The 23,050-nt window shown below is 61.1% G+C and carries 20 protein-coding genes and 1 pseudogene; 12 read left to right on the top strand and 9 right to left on the bottom strand.

The window, feature by feature from the left end; genetic code table 11:
- Positions 1-35 precede the first annotated feature (35 nt).
- From U1A24_RS19945 to U1A24_RS19905, 9 genes and pseudogenes are all read left to right on the top strand, one after another.
- A complete protein-coding gene (locus U1A24_RS19945) occupies positions 36-1,553 on the top strand; it encodes a sugar ABC transporter ATP-binding protein (protein WP_322323736.1) in 1,518 nt (505 codons plus the stop codon).
- A complete protein-coding gene (locus U1A24_RS19940) occupies positions 1,550-2,536 on the top strand; it encodes an ABC transporter permease (RefSeq protein ID WP_322323735.1) in 987 nt (328 codons plus the stop codon). The genes U1A24_RS19945 and U1A24_RS19940 overlap by 4 nt, the downstream gene beginning before the upstream one ends.
- Positions 2,533-3,504 carry a sugar-binding transcriptional regulator gene (locus U1A24_RS19935; RefSeq protein ID WP_322323734.1) on the top strand — a complete coding sequence of 324 codons (972 nt, stop codon included), beginning with the start codon at positions 2,533-2,535 and terminating at the stop codon, positions 3,502-3,504. Before U1A24_RS19940 ends, U1A24_RS19935 begins: the two co-directional genes overlap by 4 nt.
- Entirely contained in the window at positions 3,501-4,493 is a 993-nt protein-coding gene (locus tag U1A24_RS19930) for an aldo/keto reductase (protein WP_322323733.1), read from the top strand. The genes U1A24_RS19935 and U1A24_RS19930 overlap by 4 nt, the downstream gene beginning before the upstream one ends.
- A 59-nt stretch (positions 4,494-4,552) precedes the next feature.
- Positions 4,553-6,241: a glycerol-3-phosphate dehydrogenase/oxidase gene (locus U1A24_RS19925; RefSeq protein WP_322323732.1), complete on the top strand. Its 1,689-nt coding sequence runs from the start codon at positions 4,553-4,555 to the stop codon at positions 6,239-6,241.
- Complete coding sequence (locus U1A24_RS19920; protein ID WP_322323731.1) at positions 6,238-7,083, top strand: aldolase; 846 nt, start codon at positions 6,238-6,240, stop codon at positions 7,081-7,083. The genes U1A24_RS19925 and U1A24_RS19920 overlap by 4 nt, the downstream gene beginning before the upstream one ends.
- Positions 7,076-8,596 (top strand): FGGY-family carbohydrate kinase, encoded by a 1,521-nt coding sequence (locus U1A24_RS19915; RefSeq protein WP_322323730.1) that lies wholly within the window; start codon positions 7,076-7,078, stop codon positions 8,594-8,596. The genes U1A24_RS19920 and U1A24_RS19915 overlap by 8 nt, the downstream gene beginning before the upstream one ends.
- Positions 8,593-10,194 (top strand): GMC family oxidoreductase, encoded by a 1,602-nt coding sequence (locus tag U1A24_RS19910; protein ID WP_322323729.1) that lies wholly within the window; start codon positions 8,593-8,595, stop codon positions 10,192-10,194. The genes U1A24_RS19915 and U1A24_RS19910 overlap by 4 nt, the downstream gene beginning before the upstream one ends.
- 65 nt (positions 10,195-10,259) lie before the next feature.
- Positions 10,260-10,391: pseudogene (locus tag U1A24_RS19905) on the top strand (IS3 family transposase); the annotation flags it as partial.
- Positions 10,392-10,533: 142 nt separating this feature from the next.
- Here the strand turns inward: U1A24_RS19905 and U1A24_RS19900 are convergent.
- From U1A24_RS19900 to U1A24_RS19860, 9 genes are all read right to left on the bottom strand, one after another.
- Entirely contained in the window at positions 10,534-11,322 is a 789-nt protein-coding gene (locus tag U1A24_RS19900) for a dipeptide/oligopeptide/nickel ABC transporter ATP-binding protein (protein ID WP_322323728.1), read from the bottom strand.
- A complete protein-coding gene (locus U1A24_RS19895) occupies positions 11,309-12,271 on the bottom strand; it encodes an ABC transporter ATP-binding protein (protein ID WP_322323727.1) in 963 nt (320 codons plus the stop codon). Before U1A24_RS19895 ends, U1A24_RS19900 begins: the two co-directional genes overlap by 14 nt.
- Positions 12,258-13,097, bottom strand: a complete 840-nt coding sequence (locus tag U1A24_RS19890; RefSeq protein ID WP_322323726.1) for an ABC transporter permease — start codon at positions 13,095-13,097, stop codon at positions 12,258-12,260. Before U1A24_RS19890 ends, U1A24_RS19895 begins: the two co-directional genes overlap by 14 nt.
- Positions 13,094-14,116, bottom strand: coding sequence for an ABC transporter permease (locus U1A24_RS19885; protein ID WP_322323725.1), 1,023 nt, complete (start codon positions 14,114-14,116; stop codon positions 13,094-13,096). The genes U1A24_RS19890 and U1A24_RS19885 overlap by 4 nt, the downstream gene beginning before the upstream one ends.
- A gap of 15 nt (positions 14,117-14,131) precedes the next feature.
- On the bottom strand, positions 14,132-15,700 hold the full coding sequence (locus U1A24_RS19880; RefSeq protein WP_322323724.1) for an ABC transporter substrate-binding protein: 1,569 nt from the start codon (positions 15,698-15,700) through the stop codon (positions 14,132-14,134).
- Entirely contained in the window at positions 15,687-16,847 is a 1,161-nt protein-coding gene (locus U1A24_RS19875) for a DUF917 domain-containing protein (protein ID WP_322323723.1), read from the bottom strand. Before U1A24_RS19875 ends, U1A24_RS19880 begins: the two co-directional genes overlap by 14 nt.
- Complete coding sequence (locus tag U1A24_RS19870; protein ID WP_322323722.1) at positions 16,844-18,394, bottom strand: hydantoinase/oxoprolinase family protein; 1,551 nt, start codon at positions 18,392-18,394, stop codon at positions 16,844-16,846. Before U1A24_RS19870 ends, U1A24_RS19875 begins: the two co-directional genes overlap by 4 nt.
- The gene (locus tag U1A24_RS19865; RefSeq protein ID WP_322323721.1) at positions 18,394-18,891 is read right to left on the bottom strand and encodes an Lrp/AsnC family transcriptional regulator; all 498 of its coding nucleotides are present in this window, start codon (positions 18,889-18,891) and stop codon (positions 18,394-18,396) included. The genes U1A24_RS19870 and U1A24_RS19865 overlap by 1 nt, the downstream gene beginning before the upstream one ends.
- Before the next feature lie 308 nt (positions 18,892-19,199).
- On the bottom strand, positions 19,200-20,006 hold the full coding sequence (locus U1A24_RS19860; RefSeq protein ID WP_322323720.1) for a helix-turn-helix transcriptional regulator: 807 nt from the start codon (positions 20,004-20,006) through the stop codon (positions 19,200-19,202).
- Positions 20,007-20,133: 127 nt separating this feature from the next.
- On the opposite strand from U1A24_RS19860, the gene U1A24_RS19855 reads away from it, so the two are divergent.
- The 3 genes from U1A24_RS19855 to U1A24_RS19845 all read left to right on the top strand — a co-directional run.
- On the top strand, positions 20,134-20,544 hold the full coding sequence (locus tag U1A24_RS19855) for a hypothetical protein (protein WP_322323719.1): 411 nt from the start codon (positions 20,134-20,136) through the stop codon (positions 20,542-20,544).
- 5 nt (positions 20,545-20,549) lie between these two features.
- Positions 20,550-20,873: a DUF1330 domain-containing protein gene (locus U1A24_RS19850; RefSeq protein ID WP_322323718.1), complete on the top strand. Its 324-nt coding sequence runs from the start codon at positions 20,550-20,552 to the stop codon at positions 20,871-20,873.
- A 295-nt stretch (positions 20,874-21,168) separates the two neighbouring features.
- On the top strand, positions 21,169-23,050 hold a 1,882-nt coding region (locus U1A24_RS19845), incomplete at its 3' end, for a PAS domain S-box protein (protein WP_322323717.1).

The following is a 23,050-nucleotide window of genomic DNA, read 5'->3' as shown; positions in this document are numbered from 1 at the left end:
GCGGGGCAAACTTCCCAACAGAACGACAGATCCCCATGACCGCACCCCCGCTTCTGCAACTGACCGATGTGAAAAAGTCCTTCGGGGCGATCAAGGCGCTGCGCTCGGCGCAACTGGACCTGCAGGCTGGTGAAATTCACGCCTTGGCTGGCGAGAATGGCGCGGGGAAATCGACGTTGATGAACATCATCGACGGGATATTGCGACCGGATAGCGGTGAAATCCGTATCGACGGTGAGGTGGTTCAGATCGACAGCCCGGCAACCGCGCAACGGTTGGGGATCGGATTTGTGCATCAGGAAATTGCGCTGTGTGCCGATATCTCGGTCGCGGAAAACATTTTCATGGCGCAGACCGCGCGCAGTCAGCGTCGGTTGATGGGGGGCGCAGAACTGATCGACAAGGCACGGCAGGTGCTTGCGCCGCTGGCCGATATTGATCCGCGTCTTCTGGCCGGACAGTTGTCGATTTCCCAGCAGCAGTTGGTTGAGATCGCCAAGGCGCTGACGTTGGATTGCCGTATCTTGATCTTGGATGAGCCGACCGCCGCGCTGACTGAACATGAGGCGCAAAAGCTGTTTGGCATCATGCGCGGGCTGGCGGCGCGTGGCATCGGCATTATCTACATCTCGCACCGGATGGCGGAGATTTTTGAGAATTGTGACCGGGTGACGGTGATGCGGGACGGTCAGCACATCCGCACCGACCGCACCGCGGACATAACACCCACCGACGTGGTGAATGCGATGGTGGGGCGCAAGCTGGATACGCTTTATCCGGCCAAGATGCAGGGTGTGCGGGGGCCGGAGATCCTGCGGGTGGAGGGGCTGAGCGACCGGCGGTATCGCGATGTGTCGTTCACACTGCATCGGGGCGAGATTTTGGGCATTGGCGGCTTGATTGGTGCCGGGCGCAGCGAAATCGCACGCGGGGTGACGCGGCTGGAAGGCAAAGCCAGCGGCGAGACCTGGCTGAACGGCGAAAAGATCGTGCTGCGGGATTATGCGGACTGCATTGCGCGCGGGATTGTCTATCTGTCCGAGGATCGCAAGGGCGATGGCGTTTTTCTGGATCTGTCCATTGCGGCAAATATTGCGGCGCTTGATCTGTCGAAGGTGGCCGGGCGTTTTGGGTTGATTGATCCAGCGCGGGAAACGGCGCAGGCGCAGCGCTTGGGCGAGACGCTACGACTGAAGGCCGCCAGCATGGCGCACCGGGTTTCCAGCCTGTCGGGCGGCAATCAACAGAAGGTGGCTTTGGCCAAGCTTCTGGCGGTGCAGCCAAAGGTGATCTTTCTGGATGAGCCCACACGCGGCGTCGATGTGGGGGCCAAGGCCGAGATCCATGCCATCCTGCGCGGACTGGCGGAAAGTGGCGTGGGCATCGCGGTGATTTCCTCGGAATTGCCGGAATTGATCGGGCTGTGCGACCGGGTTCTGGTGGTCAGCGAAGGCCGTGTGACCGGAGAGCTTTCCGGCGCGGAGATGACGGAAACCAATATCATGACACTCGCCGCGCCCGGTGCGCTGGCTGGCGCAAGGACCTTAGCATGACGGCCACAACGCAAAACCGCAGCCTTCTGTCGCGCCTGTTTGGCGCGCGGGAAACCGGATTGGTGCTGATCATTCTGGTGATGTTCCTGCTGATGTCCTTCGCCTCGCCGCATTTCCTGAGCTGGACCAACATGCGGGCGATGACGATGGCGTTTTCGGTCGAGGCGATTGTGGTCGTCGGCATGACGATCCTGCTGATCTCTGGCGGGATTGATTTGTCGGTGGGATCGGTGACGGCGCTGGCGATGGTGGTGGCCGGGCTGTTGTTTCTGAACGGGGTCAATCCTTGGATCGCCGCGCTGATCGCCATCGCGGTCTGTGCCGGGATTGGCGCGATCATGGGGTTTTTCGTGACCTATGTCGGGCTGCACCATTTCATCGTCACGCTGGCCGCGATGGTGATTGCGCGGGGTCTGTGTTTGCTGGGAACCGGCGGGCGGCCGCTGGGATTGTTCGAACTGCCCGCAAGCTTCAAGTGGATTGGGATTGGCTCGATTGGCGTTATTCCGGTGGCCATCGTGATTTTTGTGATTGTCGTTGTGACCTTTGATTTCCTGCTGCGCCGCACAACCGCGTTCCGGCTGGTCTACTACACCGGCAGCAACGAGAAGGCCGCCGCCTATTCCGGCATCCGCACCAAGCGCGTGATCTTCATGACCACCATACTGTGCTCTACGCTGTGCGGCGTGGCGGGCATCATCTACATGGCGCGGTTCGGTTCGGCCCAGCCTACCTTTGGCGTTGGGATGGAGCTGAACGTGATCGCGGCGGCGGTGATTGGCGGGGCCAGCCTGTCGGGCGGCAAAGGCTCGATCTTTGGGGCGATCCTTGGGGCGATCTTGCTGTCGCTGGTGTCGTCGTCGCTCGCCCTGCTGAACGTGTCGGTCTACTGGCAGGACATTATTCGCGGTTCGATCCTGCTCGCGGCGGTCACCTTCGACCATTACCTCGTCAAGCGGCAGGCCGCAGGAGGCAGAACATGAACGATGTCAGCGACGATTTCACTTCGATGCGGCAGGTGCATGCAGTGCTGGTGCGCCACTTCATCGAAGGTCGCAAACAGTCAGAGATTGCCGATGAGATGAACCTGTCGACCTCGAAGGTGAACCGCATCATCACGCAGGCCCGACGCTTGGGGATGGTGAAGATCAGTATCGAGACGCCGTTCCAACGCCTGATGGACCTAGAGCGTAAGCTGGAAGCTTCGGGGTTGGTGAAATCGGCCATCGTATCGCCAACGGTTTCCAACCATGACGGCACGAGGCTGGCGCAGGTCGGTCAAGCGGCGGCGGCGCATTTGGCGGAAACCCTGCGCGACGGCGATATTCTGGGCATCTCGGGCGGCAAGGCGGTGGCGGCGGTGGTCGATGCACTGTCGGTGGAACGGCCCATCGACGTGCAGGTGGTGCCGCTGACCGGCGGCGTGCAGGGAAAATACCATACCGATGTTAACCATCTGGCTTCGCGCATGGCGGAACGGTTGGGCGGGCGTTCGTTGCAACTTCATGCGCCACTGTTTGCCGAACGGGCGGATCAACGCGAGATGCTGATGAATCTTGGTGCAGTGAAAGAAGTGCTGGATCTTGGTCGCCGCGCCACCGCCTGCCTGGTGGGCATCGGCTCGATCACCACGCCGGGGTCATCCTATTTTGACCTGCATCCGCTGTCTGCGCCGGATCGCGCGATGCTGCCGGGTCTTGGGGTGATGGCAGAGTTTCTCGGCCATCTGGTGCATGATCGCGGTCAGGTGGCGAATTTTGCGCTGAACCAGAGGCTTGTGGCGTTGCGCCCGGATGAGATCCGGCGTTGCAGTCGGGTGGTTGCGGTGGCCTCGGGCGAGGACAAGGTGGGGCCGATCCGATCGGTTCTGCGCGGCGGCTACATCTCGGTTCTGGTGACCGATGAAGACACGGCAAGCACGATACTTGAAACGAAGGGAGAAGACGCATGACGCAGATGTTGATGCGCGAAATTGCGGGCTCGGGCATTCAGGCCTCGGCGGTGGGTTTAGGGACATGGGCGATTGGCGGCTGGATGTGGGGCGGCACCGATGATGCGGCGGCAGAAGATGCCATCCGCGCCGGTCTGGACGCAGGGATCACCCTGATCGACACCGCCCCCGCCTATGGCCTTGGCCATGCCGAGGAAGTTGTCGGGCGGGCGATCAAAGGGCGGCGGGACAAGGTGGTGCTGGCGACCAAATGCGGTCTGGTCTGGCACAGCACGCGCGGGCCTTACTTCTTCTCGCAAGGCGGGTTGCCGGTGCATCGTGACCTGAGCCCTGCTGCGATCCGGCATGAGGTTGAGCAAAGCCTGCAGAGGCTCGGGACCGACCGGATCGACCTTTACATCACGCATTGGCAAGACGCGACAACGCCGATTGCCGAAACGGTTGAGGCGCTGAAGGCTTTGCAGGCCGAGGGCAAAATTCTGGCCTTCGCCGCGTCGAACACCAGCCCGGATGATCTGGCAGCTTATCGCGCCGCGGGCGGTATCGCGGCGGTGCAAGAGGAATACTCGATGCTCGCGCGGCGGATTGAACAGACCCATCTGCCTGTATGCCGGGATGCGGGCATTTCGGTGATGGGCTATTCGGTGCTGGCGCTTGGCTTGTTGTCGGGACGGATCGGTGCGGATCGGGTGTTTGCGGGCGATGATCAGCGGAAGGACGACCCGCGCTTTTCCACAGATAACCGGATGCGGGTTGATCGGCTGATGGAAACCATCCGCCCGATTGCGGCCCAGCACGCGGCCAGCCCAGCGCAGATCGTCATCGCCTGGACGCTGGCGCAACCGGGGCTGACTTTTGCGCTGTGCGGCGCGCGCAACCCGACGCAGGCGCGTGAAAACGCCGAAGCCGGCTGTCTGCGCCTGACCAGCGCGGAACTTGACAACATCAGCCGCGCCGTCGCGCGCAACCTCGATACAGCCGCCGCCTAAACGCGTCCCATCCTTGCAAGATCACAACTGCGGAGTGCCCCTCCGCGAAGGAAGAAGTCATGTCTGACACTCGGCAAGAAAGGATTGACCGGATCGCCGCGAACGGGGCGTTTGATGTGATCGTCGTGGGCGGTGGCATCAACGGCATCGGAGTGTTTCATGACCTTGCCCAGCAAGGTGTGCGGGTGCTTCTGGTTGAGATGAACGACTTCTGCTCGGGCTGTTCTGCGGCCCCGTCGCGGATGATCCACGGCGGTCTGCGCTATCTGGAAAACGGCGAGATATCGCTGGTGCGCGAAAGCCTGAACGAGCGCGACAGGCTGTTGCGCAATGCCCCGCATTTCGTCCGTCCGCTGCCGACGACGATTCCCATCGACAGATTGGCCTCGGGGATGGCGAATGCGGCCTTGGGCTTTCTGGGCTTTACCGGCAAGCCACGGCCACGCGGGGCATTGCCGATCAAGTTGGGGTTGGCGCTGTATGACGCCATCGTCGGGCGCAACCGGATGCTGCCCCGCCACCGCTTTCGCGGCAAAGCGGCGACGCGCGCGGCCTGGCCAGCGCTGCGTTCCGATGTGCGATGCTCGGCCACCTACCACGATGCCTGGATTTCGCATCCAGAGCGATTGGGGATGGAGCTGATCGGCGATGCCTGCGCCCACAATCCCGAAGCTGTGGCGCTAAACTATGCGCGGCTAAGCCATGCGCCGGAAGGTCTGACCCTGACCGATGGCGAAGCCGATCAGCGCTTGGCTGTCAGCGCCAAGGTCATCGTCAATGCAACGGGGGCGTGGATTGACCAAAGTGCGGCCTCACTTGGTGCGAAGCTGAGCGAGCGGTTGGTTTCGGGGACGAAAGGCTCGCATCTGATCCTGAACAACCCGGCACTGATGGCCGCGTTGGATGGCCACATGATTTACTATGAACACAGCGATGGCCGTGTCTGCATTGTGTTCCCCTATCTGGGACGGGTTCTGGCCGGATCAACCGACTTGCGGGTGAATGAGGCGGGGCGGACGGCCTGTAGCGATGACGAGCGCGACTATATCCTTGGCGCGCTGCAAGCACTGTTTCCGGCGATCCCGGTTGCCTCGGATCAGATCGTTTACAGTTATGCCGGGATAAGGCCCCTGCCGTTCAGCGAGGCCAATTTCACCGGGCGGATGTCGCGCGGCCATGCAGTGCGCCGCCTGCAAGGCGATGTGCCACAGATCGGCATGGTCGGCGGCAAATGGACAACCTACCGCGCCTTTGCTGAAGAAGCGGTGGATCTTGTGCTGCAGGATCTTGGACGGGCGCGGCAAGGCACCACGCGGGATCTGCCGATCGGTGGCGGGGCTGGTTACTCGGATCAGTTGGCCGATGATCTGGTGTCGCGGCTTGACCTGACCCCTGCGCGCGCGGCGCATCTGGTGGATCTTTACGGCAGCAAGGCCGCGACGGTCGCTGCGTTCTGCGCCGCAAAAGAGGACCAAGTCCTGCCCGGTGGCGCGCTGACCGAAGCAGAGGTGGTCTGGTTCATCCAACAGGAACAGGCGCTGCGTCTGGCCGATGTGCTGCAGCGGCGCAGTCCGCTGGCCATTCGGGGCGAGTTATCAGTCGATCTGATCTCCGCCACCGCCCGCGTGATGGCCCGTAGCTGTGGCTGGACCGAGGCGCGGACCAAGGCCGAAATCACCCGCTTTCTCAGCGATCTTGAAATCTATCACGGGGTCAGGCTGACCCAATCGGAAGGAACCCAATCATGAAAATCACCCCCAAGGTCCGGATGAACCGGCTGTTTCGCAACGGCGGCTGTCTGGATGTCGCCGTCGATCACGGTGTCTGCAATGAACCTTCGTTTCTGGATGGGCTGGAGGATATGGGCCGCGTGATCGACATGCTGGTCGGTGCCCGCCCAGATGCGATCCAGATGACCTATGGGCAGGCCGATCTGCTGCAAGCGCGGCCCGAGCATGACAAACCCGCGCTGGTGATGCGGCTGGATATGGGCAACCCCTACAACGCCACGCGCCATCGGGTGATGTGGGCCGAGTTGCAGAATGCGGCCGACCCGGTGTTGCCTGCGGTCGAGATGGACGCGGCCTGCGTCGTGGTCAACCTGTTCATGCTGCCGGGAGAGCCGGAGTTGTTTCGCCAATGCGTGCAAAACATCGCGCGGGTGCGGGCGGATTGTTCGCGCTACGGCATGCCCCTGATGATCGAGCCTTTGGTGATGCTGCCCAATGACGTGCGCGGTGGCTATCAGGTGGATGGCGATGCGGAAAAGATCGTCACGCTGGTGCGACTGGCCACCGAGATGGGGGCCGATATTATCAAGGCTGACCCCACCTCGAACCCCGCCGACTTCCACCGCGTCGTTGAAGCTGCGCGTGTGCCGGTGCTGGCGCGCGGTGGTGGCAAAGAGGATTTGCGCCTTGTGCTGGAAAAATCGGCGGCGCTGGTGGCGCAGGGGGCAAAGGGTCTCGTTTATGGCCGCAACATCTATCAACATGCCAATCCAAAGGCCGTGGTCGCAGCCCTGATGGCGATCATCCATCAAGGTGCCGACGGCGCCGCCGCTTGGGAGATCTATAACCGTGGTGCGTGACGTGATCTCGAAAGACCTTATTCTCGGCATCGACATCGGCAATACCGTCGTCAAGGCCGTGCTGTTTGATCTGGAGGGCCGCCAGATTGCGCGGCACGGCGTTGATGGCACCAGTCTGAAGCCAGCGCCGGGCATGGTCGAACGCCCGGTGGCCGAGCTTTGGGCGAATGCCCAAGCGGCGATTGCGGGCTGTCTGGACAAGGCGCAGGTCGATGCCGCACGGATCGCGGCCATTGGTCTGGCGGGGCATGGCAACGGGCTGTATCTGTTGGACAAAGCAGGCCAGCCGCTGCTGGGCATCCAGTCGCTTGATACGCGGGCGGCCGCCCTTGCTGCCGCGCTTGACCAGCGCGCCGGGGCGGCCTTGCACGCGATTTGCCTGCAACGGCCGTGGCCCTCGCAAACCCCGGTGTTGCTGGCTTGGCTGAAAGCGCATCAGCCCAAGATTTATGCCCAAGCCGGGACGCTTTGTTTTGCCAAGGACATTATCACTTGGCAGTTGACCGGGCAGCGGGTTTCCGAGGTGTCTGATATGTCGGGGGCTGGGTTGTTGCGGCTGCCCGAAGCCCGCTATGACGCCGATCTGCTGGAGCTTTACGGCCTTGCCGATGCCCTGCCGCTGCTGCCGCCTTTGGCGCAGCCGACCGATGTAGTGGGGCATGTTACGGCAGAGGCAGCGGCGGCGACGGGACTTAGCCTCGGCACGCCCGTTGTTGCCGGATATTTCGATGTGGTCGCCTCGGCGCTGGGATCAGGAGCTATCGGGTCTGGGGCGGCGTCGATCGTACTGGGAAGCTGGTCGGTCAATCAGGTGTTTGCCGAAACCCCGGCGCGCGACCCCAATGTGTTCATGGTGACGGCCTTCGGGCCGGGGCGCTTTGCCAATATGGATAATAGCGCCACCTCGGCGGCCAATCTGGAGTGGTATGTCCGCACCCTGCTGGAACGGGGTGGCCACCATGACGACCCCTTCGGGCAGGTGAATGATCTGGTGGGGCGGGCTGCGATTGCGCCTGATGATCCGATGTTCCACCCCTTCCTTTATGGCGGGCGCAATGGTGCGCATCAGCGTGGCGGTTTCTATGGGTTGGCGGGCTGGCATGACGAAGGCCACATGCTGCGCGCGCTGTACGAAGGCGTGGGGTTTGAACATCGCCGCCATGTCGATGTGTTGATCGCAGCCGGGGCCAGCATCAGCAAGGTTGCGCTGTCGGGGGGCGGCACACGGTCTTCGCATTGGCCGCAGATGATGGCAGATATTCTGGGTCTGCCGATCCGGCTTGGCAGCGCCGAAGAAACCGGTGCCTTGGGCGGGGCAATCGCGGCGGCGGTTGGGGTTGGTCTGTGCGCAGATGAAGAAGCCGCGGTTGCCAGAATGACCCGGCCACGGGCCGATCTGTTGCCTGACCCGCAGCGCAAAGCCCTGTATGATCGCCGCTTCGCGGTGTGGCAGCGCATGACGGCGGCGATGGAGCCATTCTGGGCTGACCTTGCGAAACTGGGGCAGCCATGATCGACGCAGGTGCCTATGATTATATCATCATCGGTGGCGGAACCGCTGGCTGTGTGCTGGCCAATCGGCTGAGCGCCGATCCCAGCAACCGTGTGCTGCTGTTGGAGGCGGGGGGATCGGATCGCTATCATTGGGTGCAGATCCCGGTTGGCTATCTCTACTGCATCGGCAATCCTCGCACCGACTGGATGATGAAAACCGCCGCTGAACCGGGGCTGAATGGGCGCAGCCTGTCTTACCCGCGCGGCAAGGTTCTGGGCGGATGCAGCTCGGTCAATGGCATGATCTACATGCGCGGGCAGGCGGCGGATTATGATCACTGGCGGCAGTTGGGCAATACCGGCTGGGGCTGGGACGACGTGCTGCCGTATTTCCGCCGCTCGGAAGATCACCATGGCGGCGAAACTGATCTGCACGGCGCGGGCGGCGAATGGCGGGTGCAGCGCCAGCGGCTGAGTTGGGAGATTCTGCAGGCTGTGCAAGAGGGCGCGAAGGAATTCGGCATCCTGCCACGGGCTGATTTCAACGATGGATCAAACGAGGGATCGGGGTTCTTCGAGGTGAACCAATCCGGCGGCAGGCGCTGGAACACCACGCGGGGCTTTTTGCGCCCTGCGATGCGGCGCGGCAATTTGAGGGTAATCACCAAAGCGCTGGTAACCCGGATTATCCTTGAGGGTAGGCGCACGACGGGGGTGGAGTGGTCGATAGACAACCAACTATTCCGCGCACAGGCTGGGGCCGAGGTGGTGCTTGCCGCTGGGGCGATCAATAGTCCGAAGCTACTGGAGCTTTCCGGCATAGGCCAGCCGGATCGTCTGTCTGACTTGGGTATCGCGGCGCTGCATGATCTGCCGGGTGTCGGCGAAAACCTGCAAGACCATCTGCAAATCCGCACGGTATTCAAGGTGCGTGGCACGCGCACGCTGAACACCATGGCGGGCAGTCTTGTCGGCAAGGCGCGGATCGCGCTGCGCTATGCACTGACCCAAAGTGGGCCGATGTCGATGGCGCCAAGCCAGTTTGGCATGTTCACGAAATCCAGCCCCGATCTGGAAACGCCAGATCTGGAGTATCATGTGCAACCGCTGTCGACCGACCGTTTGGGCGACCCTTTGCATGCCTTTCCGGCGATCACCGTATCGGTTTGCAACTTGCGCCCGACCTCGGTTGGCCATGTCCATGCAACCACCCCACGGCCCGAGGTTCAGCCGGATATCCGCCTGAACTATCTGTCGACAGAGGAGGATCGCCGCGTGGCCGTGGCCTCGATCCGGCAGGCTCGGCAGATCATGACCGCCGAGGCATTGCGCCGCTACGGTCCAGAGGAGTGGTTGCCCGGACCCGGTTTTGACAGCGATGCCGCGCTGGCTGAGAAGGCAGGCGACATTGCGACGACGATTTTTCATCCGGTCGGCACCTGTCGGATGGGGGCTGATGCAATGGCGGTGGTTGACCCCGCATTGAAGGTGCACGGGATCGGCGCGCTGCGCGTCGTCGATGCCTCGGTGATGCCACGCATCGTCTCGGGCAACACCGCGTCACCTGTGGTGATGATCGCCGAACGTGCCGCCGATTTGATCCTTGGCCGTGGTTGAGAGGGGCGGCGGCACAGATCAGACGGCGGACACTGCTGATCTGATCCCCGCAAACTGGACCGTTTGAAGATGCGGCCGAAAAGTTGGAGGCTTGGCGTAGATACTGCCACGAGGACCGGCCACACGGCGCGATCGGGAATAAGGTTGCAATAATGCTGATGAAATCGGGTGGAGGTGTTACCAGACCGTCACCCTGAGCGAAGCCGGAAAACGCTGCCGTCGGGCGGTCCAGCGTTGGGGAGCGGATCATAGCATAGACGCCGGGTTCGCTTCACGGGTAGCCAAGTTGAAAGGCAGAAGTATCTCCCCACGACCGTCACAGCGATCCGCAATGCCTGTTCACATTTGCCGCGCTTTACGGCCCAAGCCATGGCTCAGAAGCTTGAGTGTGTAATCGCATTCCGGGGCATCGATCACCCGTGAGGTTGGTCCGCTTTCCAGGATCTTGCCTTGTCGCATAACCACCAAATTGTCAGAGACGTGGGCAACCACCTTCAGGTTATGTGTCACGAACAGCATCGACAGGTTTGAGGCCTCTTTGAGGTCTGCCAATAAGTTAAGGATCTGTGCTTGGACAGAGATGTCCAATGCGGATGTCGGCTCGTCGAGGATCAGCAGCTTTGGGTCCAGAGCCAGAGATCGGGCAATGGCCACGCGCTGCGCTTGCCCGCCAGAAAGCTCTCTGGCGCGCCTTGGCAGGAAGTCGGGCGGCATGCCGCAACGCAACAGCAGCATTGCGGTGCGGTCGCGCAATGCGGGTCCAGGTCGATCGCCGCGCGCGAGCAAGGGCTCGGCAAGAATCTCCGCGACGGTGAGCCGAGGGCTAAGCGATAGAAAAGGGTTCTGCGCCACCACACCAATGGCTCGGCGGGCCTCGTGCCGGTCGCGGCGCGGAAGGGACAGCCAGTCGCGGCCATCCAAAGTGATGGCCCCGCTTTCCACCGGCACCAACCCGAGGATGGCTCGCAACAGCGTGCTTTTCCCCGAACCGGACTCGCCCACCACACCCAGCGTCGTGCCGGTCTGAACCCTTAGGCTGATACCGTTCACCGTTGGCGCGGGGCGGCCACCAAACAGACCCTGCCCCGCATAGCGGATTACCAGATCGCGAACCTCAAGCATCGACATCCGCCTCCTCTCCGATCACACAATCCCAGCTTTGCAGTCCTGCAAGATGGGTGGGCGGCGATGTCAACGTGCAGCCACTGCGGGCCAGCATACAGCGCGGCGCGAAGATGCAACCGGTGATGGTTTCCACCGGCGAGGGAATGCGGCCTTCAATTGCGGCAAGTCGCCCGCCGCGTGGCGCGGCGTCCGGCAAAGCCGCAAGAAGCGCGCGGGTGTAGGGATGGCGCGGATTGGCCAGAAGCTCTGCCGTTGCCCCGCCTTCCACCGATGTTCCGGCATAGAGTACCGTCGCGCTGTCGCAGACCTCAGCCACCACATCCATATCGTGGGTGATCATCAGGATGGTCAGGCCGCGTTCGGTGACAAGCTGGCGGAGCAGGGCAAGCACTTGCGCCCCCACTGTGACATCAAGTGCCGTTGTCGGCTCATCCGCGATCAACAGGTCGGCCCCGGTGGCTAGGGCCTGAGCAATGACCACACGTTGCTGCATTCCACCGGAGAGTTGATGCGGATAACTGCGCAATACCCGCTCAGGATCAGCGAGACCGGTAGCGGCCAGAAACTCGACGGCTTGGGCGTGGCGGGCAGGGCGCGGTAGGGCGTGATGCGCGCGCAATACGTCGTCCATTTGTCTTCGGATGGTCAGCACCGGATTCAGCGCAGCGGCAGGGTCTTGCGAGATCAGCGCTATCCGCCGACCCCGCAGGCTGCCCGCTACATCAGATAGTGCCATGCCATCGAAGACGAACTGCTCGGCCATTATCCGTGCGCCGCGCGGCAGAAGGCCCAATAGCGACATGGCTGTCATCGTCTTGCCGCATCCGGATTCGCCAATCAGACCGTGGATCGTACCGCGCTGGATCAACAGATTTACCCGCCGCAGCGCATGGATCGCCGTGCCTTCCAGTGGCAGATCGACAGACAAATTGCGGATCTCAAGTAGATTCATTTCGTCGCCCCCCTTCCTTGCTGCGCAGTGAATCGCCAAGAATCGAGAAGGCCAGCGCCAGAACGAAGATGGCAACACCGGGGGCGGCAGAGTACCACCAGCGTTCGGGAAAAAACTTGCGGCCAGCGTCCACCATCTGGCCCCAGTCCGCCGTGGGCGGCAATACGCCCAGCCCAAGGAAGGACAGGGCAGAGGCGGTGAGCAGGGCGGGGCCGACATCAAGCGCCGCCTGCACTGACAACGGCCTCAAGGCGGTGGGCAGGATGTGACGCAGGATGATCCGGCCATGGCCAACCCCCATCAGTTGTGCAGCCTCGACATAGGGTTGGCCCCGCACAGAAAGCACCTCTGCCCGTGCCATGCGTGCATACCAAGGCCACCACGTCACTGCGACTGCGACGATACTGTTCAGCAACCCGGGCCCCATGGCGGCTGCCAGCAAAACGGCGAGAAGCAGGGCGGGGAACGCCATGAAGATGTCGGTCAGGCGCATCAGACCTTCGTCCAGCCACCCACCAAAGTAACCAGCCAGTAGTCCGACTGGTAGGCCGATCAACAGCGCGAAGCCCACGATCAGAAGGCCCGACATCAGCGACACGCGCGCGCCATAGATCAGCCGGCTGACCATATCACGACCAAGATGGTCGGTGCCCAGCAGATGCTCGACCGAGGGGTGCAGGAATTTGGTTGCGATGTTCGGAGCGCCTGCGCCCTGATCCGGAAAGAGTGAAACCCAAGGCGCCAGCAGCGCCGCGAGCAGCATGAGCAGGATCAGCAAAAGAGACAGCGTGCCGGCCCAGCCAAGGCGCGAGATCACCGCCCTCATTTCAAGGCCACCCGCGGGTCGACCATGGCCTGCACCAGATCGAGAACGAGATTCATTGCAACGTAGCACAACGTGACCACGAGTGTCGCTGCGGCGATGACGGGGAAGTCTTTGGACAGGATCGCTTCGGAGACATATCGACCCAGGCCGGGCCAGGCAAAGATGATTTCGACCAGCACGGCACCCGTCAGGGCGAAGGCAAAACTCAGCCCCAGGACCGTCAGCGCCGGGCCGACCGCATTTGGCAGCGCATGGCCAAAAAGGATGCGTCTGGCAGGTAGCCCAAGTGCGCGGGCAGCCAAGATGTGGCGACGTTCAAGGATTTCCACCATGGCTGACCGGGTGAGTCGCATCGCGATGCCTGCCGGATAGGCGGCCAGAGTCAGCGCGGGCAGGATCAGATGGGCCAGTGCGTCAAAGAAGGCATCAAAGCGCAAGGCCAGCAGAGCGTCGATCAAAGCAAAGCCTGTGACGCTGGTGAGCGGGGCTGAAATGCCGATTTCGCGCGACAATCGGCCGGACAGCGGCAGAACACCCAGCCATTTGGCGAAGACGAATTGCAGCAGCATGGCAAGGAAGAAGGTGGGCATGGCGACCGCTGCGATTGAAGCCAGACTGCCTATTCGGTCCAATGCTCCCCCTTGTCTGGCGGCAGCCATAGCACCGGCTGGAATGCCGATCAGCATCGCAATCAAGGTCGAAAAGGCGGCGAGTTCCAGCGTTGCGGGAAGGAATGTGGCCAAGTCCTGCGAGATCAGACGCCGCGTTTTGTAGGACACGCCGAAATCGCCGCTGGCCATGTTTGCGGCAAAATGGACAAAGCGTTCCGGCAAGGACGCATCGAGGTTAAGCTCGGCGCGTGCTTTTGCGATCTGTTCCGCACTCGGGCGGGGCCCGGCGTACAGCGCCGCCGGATCTGACGGCACGACTTGCGCCGCCAAGAAAACCAGAAAGGTCACGCCAATCACGACAATGGCCGACAGGAAAACCCGCCGCAGAATGTAGCGCCCCAGTCCCATCGTTCAGATCCTTCCCTAGCGGCTTAGCTCATTGACGAAGACGACATGGCCGTAAGCTGGATTGTCGACGTAGCCCTTCACATCCGCGCGGGTGATGTGGACATTGGGCTTGTCCAGAATGAACACCGCAGGCGCATCAGCCAGCATCATGCGCTGCGCCGCCTTGAACATCGCTTCTGCGCGGACGCGATCGGTTCCTGACAGCGCGGCGGCTTCGTCGAGCGTCTTGTCAAATTCGGGATTAGAATAGTAACCGAGGTTGAAGTTGGGTCTGTCTTCGCTGCGAAACAGATTCAGCAGACAGTCGTGCGGTGTCACATAGGTCGGCCACCAATACAGCAGCAAGATGTCTTGCGCTGCGTTTGGGTCGGCCTTGGCCAGTTCCCACATCGCCTCCCACGACATCGGTTGAAGGGTGAGTGTCACGCCAAGTGTTTCGAGGTTAGCCTTCCACAGTTCTGCCGTCAGGGCCTCAAGCGCATCGGAAGTCACATAGGTCAGCGTCAACTCTAGTCCGCCATCCGCCAATCCCTCGGCGGCGAGCAAGGCCCGCGCGGCTTCCAGATCGGTCATCACCAGCGGGGCTTCGGCGTCGTGTCCCCAGATACCTTGCGGGATCACCCCGCGCGAGCGGCTACCAAGGCCCGCCGTTCCCGCCGTAATCACGTCGTCATAGGGGAAAGCCAAAGCGAGTGCTTGCCGGACGGGCAGGCGATCCAGTGGAGCGCGGCGGGTGTTGAGCAAGCCGATGAGGTTCTCGAACGAGGGGTTGACCACCACGTTGAGATCGGGATTGGCGTCCAACGCTTCGAGATTGTCGAAGGGCAAGCTGTAGGTCCAGTCGGCACTGGCGCTTTCAATCATGCTTTGCGCCAGCACGCTATCTTCGACCACTTCGAAGACAGCGGTATCAAAACCACCCTCTGGTGCATCCGCCCAGTGATCGGCAAAGCGGTTGGCCACAACACGCTGGCCGGGCTCATAGCGGTCTATGCGGAAAGGGCCGGTGCCAGCGTCATTGCCGGCGTTGAACCAGGCATTATCCTTGTCCATTGCAGCAGGGCTGATGATCCAAGCCGCAAATCCCGATGAAGCGATCAGATCGAGCGGCTCGGCCGAGGACAAGCTAAAGACGACGGTATGGGTGTCTTTAGCCTCCACTCCGATCACCGGTGCCCAAATGAAGGCCGCGCCGCCACCGATCTTCATCGTCCGTTCGATCGAAGCTTTCACTGCCTCGCCGGTAAGATCGGCCCCATCGTGGAACTTGACACCTTGCCGCAGCCGGAAGGTCCATGTCAGCCCATCAGCCGAGGTTTCCCAGCTTTCTGCGAGTAGCGGCGCAACCTTGGCGGCGGCGCTGTCATTGCCGGGGATGTAGCGGGTCAGTGTTTCGTAGACATTGGCCATCACCAGCCCGTCGTTCGAAAAGGAGGTTGACGGATCAAGATCCGGAAAACCGGTGGGGTTGGCCAGTGTGAAGATACGGCTTCCATCCTGAGCATCGGCTACGCTCCACAGCGAAGCGGTTGTAAGCGCCAGCGAGGCAATGCCAGCGGATTTCAGCAGGTCACGACGGTTCATGGCAGGTCTCCCGATGTGGCAAGTTGTGCTTGGCTTCGGCATAGGCAGCGACGGGCTCCGCCGCGACAGATGTGCCAAAAGCGACGAAATCGAAATCATAGCCAAAGGCGCGCGGCCCCATCACGGCCAACGCTTCGGGCTTGCGCAGCAGGGGCGCGCAGGGGATGCCGATGACGGCGACGCGCAGACCAAAACGCTGCTCTTCCGTGCCAATCGGGCGGCCGGTTTCGGAATCGACGATACAGATCAGATCCGGAACCATGACAAGGCGACGATCACCTTCCGTTGCCACCAGGTATTCGTTCTGAATATCGATGGTCAGCACCCGTCCAGCATCATCGCCTAATCCGGCCACCGTCAGCGCACCGCGTACAAAGCCGCCAGCAATACGGCGGGCAATATCTGTGACCTTGCCCTGCATCAGCAGCTTGCCGCCCGACTCCCGCAGGATCGCGGCAACGGGATCGTGTTTCGCAGAGCGTGCGCGTATCACGGCATCGCCCAGCTTCCAAGCCTGGCTGGTCGTGTGGGCGATGCCAAACTGGCGCACAAACGCTCCTGTCATCGGTGCGGTCGTCATGCAGGCGGTGCAGCCCATTGCCACTGTTGCTGTCCGCATCAGCCGCTCCAGCATCTCGGGCGTCTTGGCCTGCGTTATGATCAGCGTATTTCCCTCGGCATCCGAAAGGGCGGCGGGTTGACTGGCCTGACCGTAGACGAAGAATGAGGTCATCTGCACCTCAGGGAAAGCGCGGCCCATACCGTCGGCATCAACGACTGGCAAGCCAAGCCGCGCCGCAGTGATCATCGGATATATGCCGTTGCCGCCACCGATTTCGTCGCCAAGCACGGCATCGACCCGGCGGCCCGTATGGGCCTCAATGGCGCGCAGAACACGCACGCCCTCTTCGCCCTCCTCCATCTTCTCGATGCTCACCGTGGGCGCACCAATACCGCCAAGCCCGATGATGTTAGCGTCGTCGGGCAGGTCGGCGGGGCGGATCATTCGGATCGACTTGCCCTGCCGCAGCACGGCCTTGGCCATCAACATTTGCAGATAGGGGCTGCCACCACCTCCGGTGCCAAGGATACCCACACCGATGGCTATGCGGTCGATGTCGGCCTCGTTCAGGGACCAATATGTCATGCTGCAAGATCCCCTACGACTTTCGCTGCAACCCGGATCGCATTACCGGGCAAATAGCTGAGCGGCGTTTCCTCCAACTCGGCCAAAGTGATGCTACCGGCTTCGGCACCAGCTTCGACAGCACGCGCCCTTGCAGCTTGGACCACCTGTTCCAGCGCCTTTTCGCGCGTGGTGCCTTCCAGTGAAACCACCCGATCCACCTCGCCCGAAACCTGGGCGATTGCAGCACCGATGGCGTTGGCTGAACCAAAATGATCGGGGCGAAGCGATACCGAAGTTCCCTCGAGGTGGCCGTCAATCAGGACCGAACCGCCGCCGACCAGCACCGCAGGTATCGGGTCGGAACTTGGCTTCATGCGGTCGAGCACGCCTTCCACATCGGCTTTCATCTTGGCAATGGCGTCGCGGACAAGGCGCGCATCCAAATGGCGCAAGCGCGCAGGATCGCCCAACGTAACAAGGCCCGCAGCGACGGCGATATCAGTGGCGGTCAAGGTGTCGCCACCAAAACAAAGCGCCTTCTCGGGCAGACGGAAACCCACCGACTTCGGCCCGACGCTTAACGGAGAGGCTTGCACCAAACTGCCACCACCAAGCCCGAAGGAATAGACATCGGGCACTCGGAAGTTGGTCGGGATGCCGCCAATCTCTGCGCCCTCGCTGCGCGAGCGCGGGAAGCCCGCGACCAACATACCGATATCGGTCGTCGTGCCGCCGACATCGATCACTGCTGCATCCGTCAGCCCGGTCAGGAAAGCTGCGCCGCGCATCGAATTGGTTGGTCCCGAGGCGATAGTGAAAACGGGGTGCCGCTCTGCAAAATCCGCGCCCATCAACGTGCCGTCATTCTGCGTCAGGTAAAGCGGGCAGAACAGGCCAAGCCGTGCAAAGGCATCACGGAATGCCGCCACGGTTTCGCGGCCAAGAGCGTGGAGGCTGGCGTTCAGGATCGTCGCGCTCTCCCGTGCCAGCAAGCCGTTGCGTCCGATACGATGCGACAGGCTGATTGAAACGCCTGGCATTTCCGAGGCCACGATCTCTGCAGCTTCGTTCTCCATCCGGGCGTCGATCAGAGCGAAGACAGAAGCGATTGCAACAGCCCCAATGCCGCGCGCAGACCAGTCCCGGCAGGCATCGCGGATCGCGGCCACATCAAGCGGAACGATGGGCGAGCCATCAAACTGCACGCCTCCCCCCACCAGCGCGGCGCCACCATCAACCAGCAAACGCAGATGCTCGGGCCAGTCGATCATCGGCGGTAGAGATCGGGTTGCGCGACCACACAAGCGCAGCGTCCCAACCTTTTCCAGCTGGCGACCTTCGATGACAGCATTCAGAAAATGCGTTGTACCGATCATCAGGGCCGAGACTGCGCTGGCGTCCAGTTTGGCGGCGACCAGAACGGCGCTGACCGCGTTCGCCACCCCGCCGGTCACATCCGCCGTGGTTGAGGTCTTTACAGTCGCGAGAACCGTGGCGCCACGCAGCAAGGCCGCATCCGTGTTTGTTCCGCCAACATCGATTCCGATGCGTACGAGCCGTGACATCAGCCGTGCCCTCCCGCCCGCTCGATGGCTTCTGTCAATGCTGTGGTGCGGGTTCCAAACGCTTTGTACATCCGCAGGATCACCCAAGGCTCGACGCGGCGAACCCCCGGAATGCGGCCAATGGTGTTTTCGCAGAAGTCCAGAAGTGCGGCATGGGTCTCAACAAAGATCGAGCCGCTCAGGTTGAAGCGTCCGCTTGTCGCCGCGAGATAGCCGATCTCATCATATTCCCCGAGGACGATGGCAACCTCTTCGACACGCCCAGGCTCGACTTCAATCATCACATCCGCCTGAACATCGCGGCCCATCGCAGTGGGGTCTGGTATCGCCCCGATGGTGATCGCCTTGCTTTGGAGCAGCGCCGTGATGCGGTTGCGGATTGTCCGTTCAGTGACCGATCCGATTTTCGAAGCGATCTCGCTGGCGGAAAGCCGTCCATCGTCTGTCAAAAGGCCAACGATCATCCGGTCCAAGTCATCAAGTTCATAGCGCTGCAATCTGGCATCCTCCCCTAAGCACGTTGACATTGCCGCCACCGCCCCGCCCTGTCAACAGTATTTTCCGAAACGGAAGACATTACGGATAATTAGTGCCGAATATTGTTGTTCATTTGATTATTACGGCAAATTTAGCCGTAAATTATACATGTAGCTTCCGAATCAGAAATTCATCCTGCATCCATCCAACCACGTGGAAGATCGCCGCCTTGCGAAGGATCTCAATCCTCGGAGCATGGAACTGGGCCGCCCGCAGACCTCGTGGATCAGACAGATACTGGGCGTAGCCAGTTTACGGCGGGCAACCACTAGCCTGCCATTAGTTTGACCATCGCTGCAGCGGTCTGGGTGTCTGCCGGGAAAAAGCTTTCGATGACAATATCGGCCAGTGTCACATCCACGGCTGTGCCGAACAATGTTGTCGTGCTTAGAAATGTGAGCGGGCCTTCGCGGCTTTGGAGGATCAGCGGAACTGCGATTGCGTTTGCCGTAACCTTGCGCATCGTCGTTGCGTTGGGTGGCGTTGGATAGGCTTTTAACTCGTCAAGCAGGGCGATGAGCCGCGGGTCGGCTGACAGGTCTATGTCATGTGCCAGCCGCGCGAGGATATGGCTTCGCCACTCTCTGAAATTGAGGATCCGAGGAGCCAACCCATCGGGGTGCAGGCTGAGGCGCAAGGCATTTACCTCACCACTCAGCAGTGCTGGCGGAGCGCCTTGGGTCAGCACCGACACGGCCCTGTTGGCCGACAGGATCGTCCAACTGCGATCAACCGCAAGGGCTGGATGGGGTTCGTGCCCCGTCAGGATCTGCGCGATGGCCGCGCGCGCCTGTTGCAACTCGGATGACCCAAGCGCGCGCTCGCGATAGGCGGGCGCAAAACCCGCAGCGATCAGGATCGCGTTTCTCTCACGCAGCGGCACCTGTAGAAATTCGGTCAACCGCAGGATCATGTCGCGGCTTGGCATTGATCTCCCGGATTCCAGAAAGCTGAGGTGGCGCTGAGAAATCTCGATCTCAAGGGCAAGCGCAAGTTGGCTGTAACGACGGCGCTGCCGCCAATCGCGCAGCATTGCGCCGGCTGCATCTTGCTGGTGTTGGCGTTCGGCTTTCATGACACGCAGTCCACCCCATGCTCGACAGTTTTGCGATTACCTCTGAGGTAATCGACGCAAGAACGCATCTCAACGATGATCTGCGTATCACCGACGATGTTCGTCCCTGACGCAAAAGGATCTTAAGATGACCAAACCGTTTCTGACCCTACCCCGAGTTCTGGCCATTGATGCCGTGACTTGTGCCGCGATGGGTGCGGCACTTGTTGCTGCCGCGGATCTGGCAGGTGCGCTGACCGAAATGCCACCGCCGCTGCTTTATTGGGCAGGCATGGCGCTGCTGCCGATTGCGGGCTTTATCGCGATCGTCGCGTGGAGGGCTCCTGCCCATAGCGGTGCGATCAACCTCATCATCCTAGGCAACACCCTTTGGGCGTTGACAAGCATCGTCCTTTTATTCTCAGGCGCGATATCGCCGAACCCGTTGGGCTGGCTGTTCGTGCTTGGTCAGGCTGCCGCGGTGGTGGCCCTTACCCTGCTTGAGCGCGGCGCAGCCCCCCCGTGCCGCAGGCGTCTAACAGAATTGAAACAGGAGTAACTCTGATGACCGCTTATGCCGTGGCACATCTACACAATGTAACCGTTAACCAAGGGATACTGGATTACCTGCACGGAATTGACGCTACGCTTGCGCCGTTCGAGGGGCATTTCATCATCCACGGCGGCCCCAGGGAACAGCTTGAGGGCCAGTCCGGCGGCGATCTGATCGTCATCGCTTTTCCGACGATTACCGCCGCACGGAAATGGTATGCTTCAGCCGCTTACAAAGCGCTGATTCCGCTGCGCCAGCAAGGCTCGGAAGGGGAGGTTTTTCTAATCGAGGGGGTGGATGCCAACCACCGCGCGACAGATATCCTCGCAGGCTAACCGGACTAGGCCCGAGCACCCAATCCACAGGCGACGAACCGGGGCCTTCTCATCCTATACCAGCCGCAAAGGTCACTTGGTGGGCAGCATACTCTCGTTTCGGTGTCAGGTTTGCGGTCTGGGGTCCATTCACCTGAACCCTGGATTGCTTAATCCTATATAATTGCCACATGAAAATGGAGCGCAAACTGCGGTTCGACCTGTCATCATTGACGAGAAACAGCTAGCAAGGGTGCAACCTATCGGAGAAGTTTCGTTGCACAAAATTGTTCGCTTGCTTGCAATTCTGAGCGGTATGCTAGAAGCGTCCAAATGCGGGGCCGTAGCTGAAATCGAGGCCGGACTGGATCAGCTCTGTCTGGCGATCAAAGTTCGCAGAGCCTTTGTATATCTCTGCACTGACGATGGGGCCTGCAAGCTGACCTACCGTTCATCGGCAACAGCGCCTGAACGCATCGACAGCTTGCCGAAAACCCTACCGAACCAGATGATCACGGCTTGGCGCAAAGCTGGAGCGGATCGCAGATCGATACAGATTTCTGGTGCTGATTTCTTGGTGAATATCGACGGCCATGACCCCGAGGGTGATCAGCGTAATTCCGAGCGTATCATATTGTTTCCAATGGCTTGCGGCGAGAGGTTCGTCGGCGTGACCGGCTACGCTGGTTTGGGCAAAGGGCAGTCAGGCAATGAAACCGTGGTGGAGATGTTGCGCGAACTAACGGGTGTCTTGCAGAGTGCCTTGGCACATGATGGCAGGGCGACTAAGGCACTCAAGGCCGATGGAAATCATGCATCCGTTCTTGCAACCCCGCTGGATCATTTGACTGCCTTGCAAGGCTATAGCTCGATTGAAGCCGTGGTCTCCAAGCTGAAAGATCAGGAAACCGCAATGACCGCGCTGGCGTCGGTGGCCAAGGCCGCACACCTGACGCTGACAAACGCCATTCAGGCGCTGCCAGATGGCGTGGTGATCTTCGACGCTGAAGATCGGCTTGTTGCCGTCAACGCAGCCTATCATCGAGCCTTTCCAGACCTTGCTGCATATGCGGTCGTTGGTGTGAAGCTGGCCGATTTGCTGCGCATTGGCCTGGAGAAGGGCGCCTTCATGGGCGATGCAACCGACGAGGCGCGCGAGGTCTGGCTACAGACGCGCCTGCTGCAATATCGCAAACCGCATTGGGACGATGAAGTGCAGCTGCCAGACGGCCGCTGGATGCACCGCGTCAGCACCCGCACCTCAGATGGCGGCGTCATTGCGATGGGCTTCGACATCACCGCCAAGCGCAACCAGATCGCGGCACTGGATGCTGCCAACCGGAATCTGACCCAGGTCCTTGTCGACCGGGATCGGGCCGAGCTGCGCCTTGGCAGCATCATCGAGGGGGCCGCCGTTGGCACCTGGGAGTTGGAGCTTGCCACCCATAAGCTTCATGTCGGGGGGCGTTGGGGGGAAATCCTGGGCCTTGAAACATCGAAACTGGGTGCTCTCACGGTGTCTGATTTTGTCGCCATGCTACATCCAGACGATACGTCGAATCTTTTATATGCAGATGATTTCTCAGATGGCACGGGCGCACAGATTTTCGGCACCGAGTTCCGAATGCGCCACCGTGACGGGCATTGGGTCTGGATTCTGTCCCGCAGCCGGGTGTCCGAGCGTGCGTCCGATGGGACGCCGCTGCGGATATCTGGGGTGCATCTCGACATCAGCGAACAAAAACAACTTGAACACGATGTCTTTGCCAGCCGCTCCTTTCTTTTGGATGTGATGGATGCCAGCAGCTCGGCGATCATTGTTCTGGATGGCGCCCAAAGGATTTCCTACGTGAATCAAGAGGCTGAACGCACTCTGGGCCTGATCCGCGAGATTGAACCGGGACAGGGTTTCGATATTTCCGCACTGATGCTGGAACGGCTTGATGGCGAACCACTTGCGGACGATGAATCGCCGTTCCAGCTTGCTCTGCGGGCGTCTCAGCCGGTTCGCAATATCCAATGCGCGTTTCGGCACCCCGATGGCGGGCGCAGGATTTTGTCGTTTAACGCAGCCCTGCTGGATATGGGGGATCAGCAGTTTGGAGTCGTCTCGTTCTCGGATGTGACGGAAAATCTAACCGCAACCCAGCGACTGAAAGAAGCGCTGATGCGCGCAGAAGAGATGAGCCGGGCGAAAT

Source organism: Cypionkella sp. (assembly GCF_034376685.1).
Lineage (GTDB): Bacteria > Pseudomonadota > Alphaproteobacteria > Rhodobacterales > Rhodobacteraceae > Cypionkella.
This window is presented reverse-complemented; position numbering and strand designations above follow the sequence as displayed.

What these genes read in the sequence shown, in the direction of transcription:
- U1A24_RS19945 (WP_322323736.1), top strand. Translation starts at nt 36, where the DNA reads ATGACCGCACCCCCGCTTCTGCAACTGACCGATGTGAAAAAGTCCTTC.
- U1A24_RS19940 (WP_322323735.1), top strand. Translation starts at nt 1,550, where the DNA reads ATGACGGCCACAACGCAAAACCGCAGCCTTCTGTCGCGCCTGTTTGGC.
- U1A24_RS19935 (WP_322323734.1), top strand. Translation starts at nt 2,533, where the DNA reads ATGAACGATGTCAGCGACGATTTCACTTCGATGCGGCAGGTGCATGCA.
- U1A24_RS19930 (WP_322323733.1), top strand. Translation starts at nt 3,501, where the DNA reads ATGACGCAGATGTTGATGCGCGAAATTGCGGGCTCGGGCATTCAGGCC.
- U1A24_RS19925 (WP_322323732.1), top strand. Translation starts at nt 4,553, where the DNA reads ATGTCTGACACTCGGCAAGAAAGGATTGACCGGATCGCCGCGAACGGG.
- U1A24_RS19920 (WP_322323731.1), top strand. Translation starts at nt 6,238, where the DNA reads ATGAAAATCACCCCCAAGGTCCGGATGAACCGGCTGTTTCGCAACGGC.
- U1A24_RS19910 (WP_322323729.1), top strand. Translation starts at nt 8,593, where the DNA reads ATGATCGACGCAGGTGCCTATGATTATATCATCATCGGTGGCGGAACC.
- U1A24_RS19900 (WP_322323728.1), bottom strand. Translation starts at nt 11,322, where the DNA reads ATGTCGATGCTTGAGGTTCGCGATCTGGTAATCCGCTATGCGGGGCAG.
- U1A24_RS19895 (WP_322323727.1), bottom strand. Translation starts at nt 12,271, where the DNA reads ATGAATCTACTTGAGATCCGCAATTTGTCTGTCGATCTGCCACTGGAA.
- U1A24_RS19890 (WP_322323726.1), bottom strand. Translation starts at nt 13,097, where the DNA reads ATGAGGGCGGTGATCTCGCGCCTTGGCTGGGCCGGCACGCTGTCTCTT.
- U1A24_RS19885 (WP_322323725.1), bottom strand. Translation starts at nt 14,116, where the DNA reads ATGGGACTGGGGCGCTACATTCTGCGGCGGGTTTTCCTGTCGGCCATT.
- U1A24_RS19880 (WP_322323724.1), bottom strand. Translation starts at nt 15,700, where the DNA reads ATGAACCGTCGTGACCTGCTGAAATCCGCTGGCATTGCCTCGCTGGCG.
- U1A24_RS19875 (WP_322323723.1), bottom strand. Translation starts at nt 16,847, where the DNA reads ATGACATATTGGTCCCTGAACGAGGCCGACATCGACCGCATAGCCATC.
- U1A24_RS19870 (WP_322323722.1), bottom strand. Translation starts at nt 18,394, where the DNA reads ATGTCACGGCTCGTACGCATCGGAATCGATGTTGGCGGAACAAACACG.
- U1A24_RS19860 (WP_322323720.1), bottom strand. Translation starts at nt 20,006, where the DNA reads ATGAAAGCCGAACGCCAACACCAGCAAGATGCAGCCGGCGCAATGCTG.
- U1A24_RS19855 (WP_322323719.1), top strand. Translation starts at nt 20,134, where the DNA reads ATGACCAAACCGTTTCTGACCCTACCCCGAGTTCTGGCCATTGATGCC.
- U1A24_RS19850 (WP_322323718.1), top strand. Translation starts at nt 20,550, where the DNA reads ATGACCGCTTATGCCGTGGCACATCTACACAATGTAACCGTTAACCAA.